The organism is Brevundimonas sp. Root1279 (genome assembly GCF_001425945.1).
Taxonomy (GTDB): Bacteria; Pseudomonadota; Alphaproteobacteria; order Caulobacterales; family Caulobacteraceae; genus Brevundimonas.
In genome coordinates, this window is the sequence record NZ_LMEB01000004.1 from 228,692 (window position 1) to 241,140 (window position 12,449).

Below are 12,449 nucleotides of genomic sequence, written 5' to 3' on the forward strand. Positions count from 1 at the left end.
GAAAGGGGCCGATGGCTACAGGCTTGCAGATCGGCGACGTGTGGGTGCCCGGACAGGTGCTGACCGCGCCCATGACCGGAATCACGGACTTGCCGTTCCGACGGCTCGCCTCGCGGCTGGGCGCGGCCTATGTCGCAACGGAGATGGTCGCCGCCGCCGAACTGGCCCGCGCGCGGCCCGACGTGGTGCGCCGCGCCGCCGTCGGCGCCGGCTTGCCGCTGACGGTGATCCAGCTGGTCGGCCGCGACCCTGCAGCCATGGCCGAGGGCGCGCGCATGGCCGAACGGGCCGGCGCCGACATCATCGACCTGAATTTCGGCTGTCCCGCCAAGGAAGTCACCGGCGCCGCCTGCGGCTCAGCCCTGATGCGCACCCCCGATCTGGCCTGCCGGCTGATCGAAGCCGCGGTCGGCGCGACGACGCGCCCTGTGACGGTGAAAATGCGCCTGGGCTGGGACGACGCCTGCCGCAACGCCCCCGAGCTGGCCCGCCGCGCCGAGGCCATCGGGGTCAAGGCGGTGACGGTGCACGGCCGCACGCGCCAGCAGTTCTATTCCGGCCAGGCCGACTGGAGCGCGGTCGGGGCGGTCAAGGCGGCCGTGTCGGTCCCGGTGATCGTCAACGGCGACATCGTCACCGCCGATGACGCCCGCGCCGCCCTGAGGCAGTCCGGCGCCGACGCTCTCATGCTGGGCCGCGGCGTCTATGGCCGCCCCTGGCTGGCGGCTCACCTGGAGCGTGCTCTCGCGGACGGCACGGTGTTGCACGAACCGGACAGGGACGAGCGGCTGGCGATCGTCGTCGAGCACCTGCGCGCCTCGGTCGAGTTCTACGGCCTGCCGCTGGGGCTGAAGATGTTCCGCAAACACCTGGGCTGGTACATTGAGCAGGCCCCGTGGCCGACAGATCCTCTGGAGCGCCGGGCCGCCAAGGCCCGGCTGTGCCGGATCGACGAGCCCGCGGCGGTAGAAAGCGCGCTCGCCGACTTGTGGAGACCGGTGACGCTTTCCGGCAACTCAGCTGTTGATATTGGGTCACAGTTGGCGGAAGCTGGCGCCGCATGACGGAAACGCCCGCTTCTCCAGCTGAGCCCGTCGCCGCTCCTCCCCGAGGGCCGGCGCGATGGTTCGCCAGTTGGTCCGAGGAGCGCCGGCGCAACGCCTTCCTGATCGCCTATGCGGTCGCTTTCCTGATCACCGCCGCCGCCATCTGGCTGGTCGCCGTCGCCCCCGGGACCACGGCCGAGGGCGCCCGGGCCGTCGCCAGCCAGGCCGTGCTGATCATTCTGGGAGTCAACCTGCTCCTGATCGGCGCATTGGCGTTGGTGATCGGTCGGCGGGTGTTTTCACTTTTCCAGCGACGCACCCACGCCGGCGCCCGCCTGCACCTGCGCTTCGTGACCCTGTTCTCGCTGGTCGCCCTGGTGCCCGCGATCCTGATCGCCCTGGTGTTCGGCGTGTTGGTCAACCGCGGCGTCGACCAGTGGTTCAGTGACAACGTCAAGTCCGCCGTCGACAACGGCGCCGCCATCGGTCGCGCCTACCGCGACGACGTTTCGGAAGAGATGGACGCCGACCTCGTTGTCATCTCCGAACAGCTGGCCGGCGCCCGGCCTCTGTTCGAGAATCGCATCCAGTATTCGGACGCCCTGACCCAGATCGCGGATCTGTTCGGCTACCCGGCAATCTACATTCTGGGTCCCGAAGGCGAGGTGCTGGCGAGCGGCGAGGGCCCCAACGCGCCGCCGTACGTCGCGCCGCCGCGCGAGGCGCTTGAAGCGGCCGCCGAGGGCGGACCCCCACCGCAGCAGACGACCGAAAATCCGGATGCCGTGCGGACCCTGGCGGCCCTCCCGTCCTACGGCGACGCCTATCTGTACCTCGTCCGGCCGCTGAAGCCGGGCCTGATCGGCCAGATGGCCGATGCGGAGGGATCGATCGTCGCCTACCGCGAGGCGCAGGAGAGCCGCGAACGCATCCAGGCGGCCTTCGCCCTCAGCTATTTCGAGACCGCCCTGCTGGTGCTGGTCGGCGCCGTGTGGCTGGGCATGTCGGCGGCCAGCGCCATCTCGGCCCCCATCGGTCGACTGGTCGAGGCCGCGGACAAGGTCGCCGGCGGCGATCTGTCGGCCCGGGTCGAGGACGAGGACGGGCCCGGCGAGATCAAGACCCTGACCACGGCCTTCAACCGCATGACCGGAGACCTGGAGGCGCAGCAGGCGGCGCTTCGAACCGCCAGCGAAGAGGCGACGGGCCGCAGCCGGTTCATCGAAACCGTGCTGTCCGGCGTGTCCGCCGGCGTCATCGGCGTCGATCGCCAGCGCCGGGTCTCGGCCATCAACGACAGCGCCATCGAACTGTTGGCCATCTCGGCGCCGGAGATCATCGGCCGTCCACTGGGCGAGGTCTCGCCCGAGCTCAGCGAGTTGGCCGGTCGGCCCGAGGCGCATATCGAGGAAGAGATCGACGTCAGCCGCAACGGCGACAGCCGTCGCCTGCGGGTCCGCATCGAGGGCGGGGTGGGCGGCGAGATGGTCCTGACCTTCGACGACATCACCCGCCTGGTCACCGCCCAGCGCAACGCCGCCTGGCGCGACGTGGCCCGCCGCATCGCCCATGAGATCAAGAACCCGCTGACCCCGATCCAGCTGTCGGCCGAACGCCTCCGCCGCCGCTATCGCAAACAGGTCGGCGAGGACGTCGAGGTGTTCGATCGCTGCACCGAAACCATCATCCGCCAGGTCGGCGACATCGGCCGGATGGTCGACGAGTTCTCGTCCTTCGCCCGCATGCCGACCCCGCGCTTCACCGCCGAAAATCCGGCGGAACTGCTGCGTGAGGCTGTCTTCGCCCAGCGGGTGGCCGCCCCGGATATCGGCGTCGACCTGATCGAGCCGTTACCGGAGGTCGTCTTCCACGCCGACGGCCGCATGGTCGGCCAGGCCCTGGCCAACATTCTCAAGAACGCCGGCGAGGCCGTGGCCGCCCGTCGCGCGACGGCGCCGAAGGCCGACGACGGCAAGAAGCCGGGCGTTGCGGCGCGGCTCGAGGTGTCTGACGACATGGCGACCTTCGTCATCGAGGATGACGGCATCGGCCTGCCGTCGCGCGATCGCGACCGGCTGACCGAACCCTATGTGACCACGCGCGAGAAGGGCACAGGCCTCGGCCTGGCCATCGTCAAACGCATCTGCGAGGAGCACGGCGGCGAGTTGAAGCTGGCCGACGCCGAGCATTTGACGGGCGCCCGCGTGTGTCTGGTCTTTCCCTTGAAATCTCCACCGAAGGCGACCGCCGCAGGCGGGAGCCGAGACGCCGCCGCGTCCCGGCCCTCGATTGCGCCGGCTGACCAATAGCGAGGCGACATGCGTTCCACTGGAGCGGACATTCTGGTTGTCGACGACGAGGCCGATATCCGCGAGCTGGTCTCTGGCCTGCTCGAGGACGAGGGTCACGGGGTGCGCACGGCCTCCAACTCTGACGAGGCCCTCGCCGCCATTCGGGCGCGCAAGCCGTCGCTGGCGTTGCTTGATATCTGGATGCAGGGCGGCGGCCTGGACGGCCTTGAGCTGCTGGGCGTGATCAAGGAGCTGGACCCGGACCTGCCCGTGGTCATGATCTCCGGCCACGGCAACATCGAGACCGCCGTCACGGCGTTGCAGCGCGGCGCCTACGACTTCATCGAGAAGCCGTTCAAGTCCGACCGGCTGGTGGTGGTGGTCCAGCGGGCGCTGGAGGCGTCGTCGCTGAAGCGCGAGAACCGGCGTCTCCGGGCCCAGGTCGCCGCCCCGACCGGCTTCATCGGCAAGTCCGCCGCCGCCCAGACCCTGCGCAGCACCATCGCCAAGGTCGCCCCGGCCAACAGCCGGGTGCTGATCTCGGGCCCGCCGGGCAGCGGCAAGGAGCTGGTCGCGCGCCAGATCCACGAGGCCAGCGCCCGGGCCAAGGCCGAGTTCGTGGCCATCGCCGCCGCCGGCATGACCCCCGAACGCCTCGACCTCGAACTGTTCGGCGAGGAGGGCATCGACGGCCGGCCGCGCAAGATCGGCGTCTTCGAACGCGCCCACAACGGCACCCTGTACCTCGACGACGTCGGCGACATGCCGCGCGAGAGTCAGAGCCGGGTCCTGCGCGTCCTGGTCGAGCAGCGGTTCCGCCGTGTCGGCGGCGAGCAGGACGTTCAGGTCGATGTGCGCGTCGTCACCTCGACCTCGCGCGACCTCAAGCAGGAGATCGCCGAGGGCCGCTTCCGCGAAGACCTGTTCCATCGCCTGAACGTGGTCCCGATCCGGGTTCCGGCGCTGTCGGAACGGCGCGAGGACATCCACGAACTGGTCGACTATTTCATCGAGACGCTCGCCACCTCGCAGGGGCTGCCCCGCCGCCGCCTGGGGGACGACGCCATCGCCGTGCTGCAGGTCCATCCCTGGCCGGGCAACGTCCGCCAGCTGCGCAACAACGTCGAGCGGCTGCTGATCCTGGCCACCGGCGACGTCAATGAGCCGATCGGCGCCGACGCCCTGCCGCAGGAGGCGACCAACGCCGCCTCGACCGGCGCTCTGGGCGCCGAGCGGATCATCGCCCTGCCGCTGCGCGAGGCGCGCGAGGTGTTCGAACGCGAATACCTGGCCGCCCAGATCATGCGGTTCGGCGGAAACATCTCGCGCACCGCAGCCTTCATCGGCATGGAGAGGTCGGCGCTGCACCGCAAACTGAAGTCGCTGGGCGTCTCGCCGGCCCGCGGCGGCGAGGATGACGAAGAAGGATTGGCCGAGGCATGAGTCGCGTCGCGTACGTCAATGGAACCTATCGCCCGCATGCGGAGGCCACGGTCCATGTCGAGGATCGGGGCTTTCAGTTCGCTGATGGAGTCTATGAGGTCTGGTCCGTGTTCGATGGTCGGCTAGCCGACTTCGACGGCCACATGACGCGCCTGCATCGCAGCCTCACCGAACTGCGCATCGACATCCCGATGTCCCGCGAAGCGCTGACCCAAGTGCTGAAAGAAACAGTCCGCCGGAACCGGGTCCGTGACGGAATCGTCTATCTGCAGGTCACCCGCGGCACCGCCCGTCGTGACCATCCGTTCCCGCCGGACGGCACGCCGCCGAGCGTGGTGGTGACCTCCAAGTCGATCAGCCCGATGAAAACCGACGCCACCGCCGCCAACGGCGTGGCCGTGGTGACCACGCCCGACATCCGCTGGGGCCGTTGCGACATCAAGACGGTGGGCCTGCTGGCCAATGTCCTGGCCAAGCAGCACGCCCGCGACCGCGGCGCCTACGAGGCCTGGATGGTCGACGACATGGGTCTGGTCACCGAGGGCTCCTCGACCAACGCCTGGATCATCGACGAACACGGCAAGCTGCGCACGCGCGACACCCAGGCCAACATCCTCAAGGGCTGCACCCGCACGACCCTGCTCGACATCCTCAACGAGGAGGGGATCGAGCTGGAGGAGCGCGCCTTCACCGTGGACGAGGCCAAACGGGCCAAAGAGGCCTTCTTCACCGCCGCCGGGGCCTTCGTCATGCCCGCCGTCTCGATCGACGGCGTCAAGATCGGCAATGGAAAGCCGGGCCCGGTCGCGACGCGCCTGCGCCAGCTCTACATCGAGCGCGGGACCCGGGACGCTATCTAGGCGTTGCGGCCTGAGCCGGGGCGCCGTTAAGGTGACGGGGCCGGAAACTCGGCCCCGCGCCGCTCCCTCGGCCGGAGAACAACAAGAACAGGGCAACCTGCCATGTCGCAAGACAAACGCCAGAACCTTCAGGACACCTTCCTCAACTCGGTCCGCAAGACCAAGACGCCCCTGACCATCTTCCTGGTCAACGGGGTCAAGCTGCAGGGCATCGTCACCTGGTTCGACAACTTCTGTGTGCTGCTGCGCCGCGATGGCCAGTCCCAACTGGTCTACAAGCACGCGATCTCGACCATCATGCCGTCGGCGCCGGTTCAGCTGTACGAGCCGGAAGCTGACGAGGACTGAGCGGCTTCAAAATCGGACGGTCGTTCCTATCTAAGCAGACCCCGGCGAACGCCGGGATCGCAAACGCGCGTCGGCGGTTGTCCGCCTGAACCGCGTCCCCGAACAAGAAAGCGAACCGTCCACACTTGGGTACCCAACTGATCGACCATGCCGTCCCGCTGATCCGGGCCGTCGTAATCCACCCTGACGGGCGCAGCGAAAGCTCGCGCCTGGCGACCGAGCGCCTCGAGGAGGCCGTCGGCCTGGCTCGCGCGCTCGACCTCGATATCCGCGCCGAAGAAATCGTGCGCGTCCGCAAGCCCGTGCCCGCCACCCTGTTCGGCTCGGGCAAGGTCGATGAACTGGCCGCCCTGGTGCGCGCCGCCGAGGCCGAGGCCGTGGTCGTCGACGACGACCTGACCCCGGTGCAGCAGCGCAATCTGGAGAAGGCCTGGGAGTGCAAGGTCATCGACCGCACCGGCCTGATCCTCGAGATCTTCGGCCGCCGCGCCCGCACCAAGGAAGGGCGGCTGCAGGTCGAACTGGCGCGGCTGGACTACGAACGCTCGCGCCTGGTCCGCACCTGGACCCACCTGGAGCGGCAGCGTGGCGGCACCGGCTCGACCGGCGGCCCCGGCGAAACCCAGATCGAACTCGACCGCCGCCTGATCGCCGACCGCATCGTCAAGCTGAAGGGCGAGCTTGAGGAGGTCCGCCGCACCCGCGGTCTGCACCGCAAGGCGCGCAAGAAGGTCCCGTTCCCGACCGTGGCCCTGGTGGGGTACACCAACGCCGGCAAGTCGACGCTGTTCAACCGTCTGACCGGTTCCGAGGTGCTGGCCAAGGACCTGTTGTTCGCCACCCTGGACACCACCCAGCGCACGATCCGTCTCCCGCAGGGGCGGCCGGCCATCGTGGCCGACACCGTCGGCTTCATCTCTGACCTGCCGCACGAACTGGTCGAGAGCTTCCGCGCCACGCTGGAGGAGGTGGGCGAGGCCGATCTGATCCTGCACGTGCGCGACATCGCCAGCCCCGATAGCGAGGCCCAGGCCAAGGACGTCGAGGCGGTGCTGAAACAGATCCCGACCGTCGAGGGCAAGGTCCGCCGCGTGCTCGAGGTCTGGAACAAGACCGACCTGCTGGACGACGACGCCCGCGAGGCCGTGCTGGGCCAGGCCGAACGCCTGCGCGCCCAGGGTCAGGCGGTCGCTGTCTCGGCCTGGACCGGGGAGGGGATCGAACCTCTGCGCGAAACCATCGCGGCGCTGATCGACGACGATCCCGAGACCGAGGTCGTGCTCCAGCCGCACCAGGGCGACGCGCTGGCCTGGCTCTACGCCAACGGTCGGGTCACCGGCCGCGAGACGGACGACGAGGGCCGCACGCATGTGGTAGTCCGGCTGCATCCGGCGGCGCTGGGACGGTTCGAGCGCCAGTTCGGGTGACACCCGGGATCCGCGAATGCACCTGATCGAGACCACCCTGCTGCTGTTGCTGGCGGTCGTGGTCTCCGGATCGATTGCGCGCATGACGCGGATCGCCCTGCCGCTGGTCCAGATCGCCCTGGGCGCGGCCATCGTCCTGGTCACGGGGTCGACCGTCGATCTCGAGCCGGACATCTTCTTCCTGCTCTTCCTGCCGCCGCTGCTGTTCCTCGACGGCTGGCGCATCCCCAAGGAAGACCTGTTCCGGGACGGGGTGGTGATCCTTGAGCTCGCCCTCGGCCTGGTGCTGTTCACGGTCGTGGGGCTCGGCTTCCTCCTGAGTTGGATGATCCCCGACATGCCCCTGGCGGTGGCCTTCGCCCTGGCCGCCATCCTCTCGCCGACCGACCCCATCGCGGTGAAGTCGATCGCCGGCCGCGCGCCCATTCCGAAGCGGCTGATGCACATCCTCGAGGGTGAGTCGCTGCTCAACGACGCCACGGGTCTGACCTGCATGCGGCTGGCCATCGTCGCAGCCAGCACCGGCGCCTTCGTCCTGACCCAGGCCATTGGCGACTTCCTCTGGCTGGCCCTGGCCGGTCTGGCGTCCGGCGTGGTGGTGACCCTCGTCATCAGCCTGATCAAGGATCGGGTCAGTCGCCGCTGGGGCGAGGAGGCGGGCGCCCAGATCCTGATCAGCCTGCTGATCCCCTTCGCCGCCTACCTCGTCGCCGAGGAGCTGCACGCCTCGGGCATCCTCGCCGCCGTCGCCGCCGGCGTGACCATGAGCTTCACCGAGCGGGGCGGCTATGGCGGCCAGTCGCTGGCGGTCACCCGGATCCGGCGGACGGTCGTGTGGGACACGGTCCAGTTCGCCGCCAACGGCCTGATCTTCGTGATCCTCGGCGAGCAGATGCCCTCCATCTTCGCCCGCGCCGCGGAAGTTTCCGCCGCCAGCAGCCGCCCCGAGATCTGGTGGTTGACCGTCTATGTCCTGGTCATAGTCGCCGCGTTGGCCGCTCTGCGCTTCGTCTGGGTGTGGACCTCGTTGAAGCTGACCCTGTTTCGGAAACGCCAGAAGGGTCCGCCCCCGAAGGTCGGCCTGCGCCTGACCGCCGTGATGTCGCTGGCCGGCGTGCGCGGCGCCATCACCTTGGCCGGCATCCTGACCGTACCCTTCACCCTGGCCGACGGCTCTCCCATGCCGGCGCGGACCATGGCCATCTTCCTGGCCGCGGGGGTGATCATCGTCTCCCTTCTGGTGGCGACCTTCGCCCTGCCGCGCCTGCTCAAGAACATAGAGCTGCCGCCCGAGCCTTCGCATCAGCGCGAGGAAGACGAGAGCCGCGTCGCCGCCGCCTCGGCCGCCCTGCGCGCCATCGAGGACGCCTCCCACGCGATGGCCGAGGGCAAGACCAACCCGGACCTCTACACTGACGTGGCCGGCCGGCTGATGGAGCTGTACCGCCATCGCATCGAGAGCCGCAGTCAGATCGGCGATCGCGACATCGCCGAAGCCCGGCTCAACGAATCCGTCGAGAAGCAGCTTCGCCTGGTCGGCCTCGCCGCCGAACGCAAGGAGCTGGGCCGCCTGGCCAAGGCGCGCCAGATCGACGAGGGCACCGCTCGCCGCCTGATCCGCGAGATCGACCTGCAGGAGCTCAGGTACAGCTAGGGCCCGTCTCCTCCCCGTCGCGCAGCGATGGGGAGGGGGACCGCGAAGCGGTGGAGGGGAATCACCCCAAGCGCCGCTCGCTGGCGGTTCGCCCAAGGAACTCCAGCACACCCTCGAGATCCACCCGCACCGACTCTGCCGCCAATCTCACCACCCGGATCCCCTGCCTGTGCAGCCACAGCGTCCGGCGGCGGTCATACTCGACCCTGTCCGGATGAAGGTGGCCTTGGCCATCCACCTCCACGGCCAGTTTCGCCTCGGCGCAGTAGAAGTCGAGAATGAACGGCCCGACCGGGTGCTGTCGGCGGAACTTGAACCCCTCCAGTCGGCGGCCTCGAAGCCGAATCCAAAGCCGCGCCTCTGGCGGCGACAGCCGACGGCGCAGTTCCCTTGCCCGCAGGACGGTGTCACTCCCGGTCATTCGCCCCTCCACCGCTTCGCGGTCCCCCTCCCCATGGCTGCGCCACGGGGAGGAGACGGCGGAGGCTAGGCGGATTGAGAGGCCGACAGAAGCGATTGCAACCCTGGCCTAGCGGCCCAGCAGCACTTCAATCTCGGCATAGCTCCCCACGACCTCATGCGCCCCCGCCGCCAGCAGACGCTCCGCATGCCCATCCCGGATATGCCCGCCGGCGCACAGCCCCACGACCGTCATCCCCGCCGCCACGCCCGCGCGGACGCCGGTCGGCGTATCCTCGATGACCAGCGCCCGTTCCGGCTCGATCGCCAACGCCGAGGCCGCGTGCAGGAACAGGTCCGGGTGCGGCTTGCCGCGCGTCACATGCACCGCCGCGCTGAAGATCGGACCGCCGAAGGTCGCGCCGACGCCGAACCGCTCCAGCCCCATCTCGATCCAGCTTACCGGGCTGGATGAGGCGATGCAGCGTCGCTCCCGACGGCTCGCCAGGAAATCGAGGAAGCCCGCGACCGGGGTCAGCTCCGTCGTCGCGCGGTCGTGGCAGCGGCGGGTCCATTCGCCATGCACATGATCGGGGCACGGACCACCCAGCCGCTCTTCGATCAGCGGCACGCAGTCGAGCCAGCGCTTGCCCATGTAGATCGACAGCGAGTCATCCAGGCTTGTCGCGAGGCCGCACTCCGTCAGCAGCTCGGCCAGGACGCGGTTGTTGAGCAGCTCACTGTCCGCCACGACGCCGTCATAGTCGAAGACGATCAGGTCGTAGCGGCTCACGCCCGCTCCGCCGCCTTGGCCGCGTCCCACAGGCGGTCCATCTCGGCCAAGTCGGACTGCTCGGGCGAGCGCCCGTCCTCCGCCAGCCGCGCCTCGATGAAGTGGAAGCGGCGGACGAATTTGGCGTTGGCCCCGCGCAGGGCGTCCTCGGGCTCGACGCCCAGCTTGCGGGCCAGGTTGGCGAGCACGAACAGCAGGTCGCCCATCTCGTCGCGCGCCTTCTCCAGGTCGCCGGCGGCGATCTCGGCGCGCAGCTCGGCGACCTCCTCCACGAACTTGTCGAACACCTCGTCCGTCGAGGGCCAGTCAAAGCCGACGCGGGCGGCGCGCTTGGTCAGCTTGGCGGCGCGGGCGAGGGCAGGCAGGCCGACCGGCACGTCGTCCAGCACGCCGTGTTGCTCCTTGTCCTTGCGCTCGGCCGCCTTGATGTCCTCCCAGCGAGCCTTCTGGGCGGCGCCGTCGGGCTTGGCGGCCTCGTCGCCGAAGACGTGCGGATGGCGCCGCTCCAACTTGTCGGCGATGGCGTTGGCGACATCGTTGAAGGCGAACAGACCCTGCTCCTCAGCCATGCGGGCGTGGAACACGACCTGGAACAGTAGGTCGCCCAGCTCGGAGCGCAGGTCGTCCATGTCGCCGCGCTCGATGGCGTCGGCGACCTCATAGGCCTCTTCGAGCGTGTAGGGCGCGATGGTCTCGAAGGTCTGCTCGACATCCCACGGGCAGCCGCCGACCGGGGCCCGCAGCTTGGCCATGATGGCGATCAGGCGGCCGACGGGCGTGCTCATGCCGCCTCCGCCGCGGCGGCATCGCGCTCATCAAGCGCCCGGCGGATTTCGTGGTGCCGGCGCGCCGTCAGGGGGTAGCCCTTCAGCACCCAGGCCGACGCCGCCATCAGCAAGGCGGGGACGAGGATGAAGAGGACCTGCAGGGTGATCAGAGACGTCTCGCTATTGCCTCCCGGCCCCGGCAAGGCGCGGAAGCCCACGAACTGCAGGATGAGATAGGGGACCAGAGCGACGACGTGGCCGATCTTGGTCGTCGCCGATAGGATCGACAGCATCAGCCCGGTGCGGTCCACGCCCGTCTCGTAGCGCTCCTCGTCGCCTGCGTCTGCCATCATGGCGCGGGTCAGGAACAAGCCGGCCGCATAGGGCAGGCCGGCGATGAACATGACGATGGCGGTCAAGACGAAGTTGTGCCCCGGCGCCAGCGTCGCCCCGAGATAAAGGACGGCCGACGCAATCCCGGCGATGGCCAGGCCGCGATCCTTGCCGACCCGCGTCGCCAGCCACGCCCAGAACGGCGCCCCGCACAGGCCGCCGATGAAGTAGAGGACCATGAGCGGTCCGGCCTGCGCATGGTCGTAGCCCTTGATCTGACCGAAGAAGAAGAACAGCAGCGAGCCGGTGATCCCCGGCGCGATGCCCAGCAGCAGGTCCGCGAACAGCAGCTTGCGCACCACCGGCTTCTTGAACAACGACACATAGGCGCCAAGACTGCCGTGCGGTTGGCCTCCGCTGGTGATGGGTTCGGGAACAGCCAGCAGCGCCAGGCCTACGGTCGCCGGCAGGGCGATGACGATCGCCCAGCCCATGATCCGGACGCCGTCGGCGTAGTCTCCGATGCCGGTCTTCTCCACGACCGTCGGCAGGATCAGGATGAGGACCACGCCGATGATGTTGAACACCTGCCACCAGCCATAGACGCGGCTGCGCTGGTCGTATTCGGGCGCCAAGACTGCGGCCCAACCCAACTGGCTCAGCGTGCCGATCGAGAAGCCGAGATACAGGACCAGCAGCCAGGCGAAGAGGAATATCGGGCCCGCGCCCGGCTGGACGGCGACGAACATCATATAGGCCGCCAGCATCAAGATTGGCGTCGCTAGCACCAGCCAGGGGCGATAGCGCCCGAACCGACTCTTGGTCCGGTCCATGGCCCAGCCGATGAACGGATCGAAGGTGATGTCGATCAGACGGACGATCATGAACATCGCCGCCACCGCCCCCAGCTCCAATCCCACGAAGGTGGCGTAGAAGTCCGGCAGGGTGACGGGCAGGGCGACGCCGAACGCCGCCAGCGGCAGGCAGACGCTCGAAAACGCCGCCAGCACCGCATTGGAGCGGCGCACGGGCGCGGAGGAAGCGGCCGGCTGGGCGGCGGGCGCGGTCTGGGCGGCGTCGGTCATGGA

At 69.0% G+C, this 12,449-nt stretch carries 11 protein-coding genes; 7 read left to right on the top strand and 4 right to left on the bottom strand.

All coding sequences use genetic code 11. The features are described from left to right. Positions 1–11: 11 nt before the first annotated feature. The 7 genes from dusB (at position 12) to ASC65_RS03895 (ending at position 9,069) form a co-directional block, all read left to right on the top strand. Positions 12–1,064 (top strand): tRNA dihydrouridine synthase DusB, encoded by a 1,053-nt coding sequence (gene dusB, locus ASC65_RS03865; protein WP_056449702.1) that lies wholly within the window; start codon positions 12–14, stop codon positions 1,062–1,064. Further along, positions 1,061–3,355 carry a sensor histidine kinase NtrY-like gene (locus tag ASC65_RS03870; RefSeq protein WP_082525855.1) on the top strand — a complete coding sequence of 765 codons (2,295 nt, stop codon included), beginning with the start codon at positions 1,061–1,063 and terminating at the stop codon, positions 3,353–3,355. The genes dusB and ASC65_RS03870 overlap by 4 nt, the downstream gene beginning before the upstream one ends. 9 nt (positions 3,356–3,364) lie before the next feature. Next, positions 3,365–4,780 (top strand): nitrogen assimilation response regulator NtrX, encoded by a 1,416-nt coding sequence (gene ntrX, locus ASC65_RS03875; protein WP_056449704.1) that lies wholly within the window; start codon positions 3,365–3,367, stop codon positions 4,778–4,780. Beyond that, positions 4,777–5,640, top strand: a complete 864-nt coding sequence (locus ASC65_RS03880; RefSeq protein ID WP_056449706.1) for a D-amino-acid transaminase — start codon at positions 4,777–4,779, stop codon at positions 5,638–5,640. The genes ntrX and ASC65_RS03880 overlap by 4 nt, the downstream gene beginning before the upstream one ends. Positions 5,641–5,742: 102 nt before the next feature. Then, positions 5,743–5,988 (top strand): RNA chaperone Hfq, encoded by a 246-nt coding sequence (gene hfq, locus ASC65_RS03885; protein ID WP_013269198.1) that lies wholly within the window; start codon positions 5,743–5,745, stop codon positions 5,986–5,988. 125 nt (positions 5,989–6,113) lie between these two features. Further along, positions 6,114–7,415 carry a GTPase HflX gene (gene hflX, locus ASC65_RS03890; protein ID WP_056449708.1) on the top strand — a complete coding sequence of 434 codons (1,302 nt, stop codon included), beginning with the start codon at positions 6,114–6,116 and terminating at the stop codon, positions 7,413–7,415. Positions 7,416–7,431: 16 nt separating this feature from the next. After that, on the top strand, positions 7,432–9,069 hold the full coding sequence (locus ASC65_RS03895) for a Na+/H+ antiporter (RefSeq protein ID WP_056449709.1): 1,638 nt from the start codon (positions 7,432–7,434) through the stop codon (positions 9,067–9,069). Between the two features lie 61 nt (positions 9,070–9,130). On the opposite strand, the gene ASC65_RS03900 is transcribed toward ASC65_RS03895, so the two are convergent. From ASC65_RS03900 to ASC65_RS03915, 4 genes are all read right to left on the bottom strand, one after another. Next, the gene (locus ASC65_RS03900) at positions 9,131–9,490 is read right to left on the bottom strand and encodes an endonuclease domain-containing protein (protein WP_056449711.1); all 360 of its coding nucleotides are present in this window, start codon (positions 9,488–9,490) and stop codon (positions 9,131–9,133) included. A gap of 108 nt (positions 9,491–9,598) precedes the next feature. Continuing rightward, on the bottom strand, positions 9,599–10,261 hold the full coding sequence (locus ASC65_RS03905) for an HAD family hydrolase (protein WP_056450433.1): 663 nt from the start codon (positions 10,259–10,261) through the stop codon (positions 9,599–9,601). Beyond that, positions 10,258–11,046 (bottom strand): nucleoside triphosphate pyrophosphohydrolase, encoded by a 789-nt coding sequence (mazG, locus tag ASC65_RS03910; RefSeq protein ID WP_056449714.1) that lies wholly within the window; start codon positions 11,044–11,046, stop codon positions 10,258–10,260. The genes ASC65_RS03905 and mazG overlap by 4 nt, the downstream gene beginning before the upstream one ends. Beyond that, the gene (locus ASC65_RS03915) at positions 11,043–12,446 is read right to left on the bottom strand and encodes an MFS transporter (protein WP_056449716.1); all 1,404 of its coding nucleotides are present in this window, start codon (positions 12,444–12,446) and stop codon (positions 11,043–11,045) included. The genes mazG and ASC65_RS03915 overlap by 4 nt, the downstream gene beginning before the upstream one ends. Positions 12,447–12,449 lie beyond the last annotated feature (3 nt).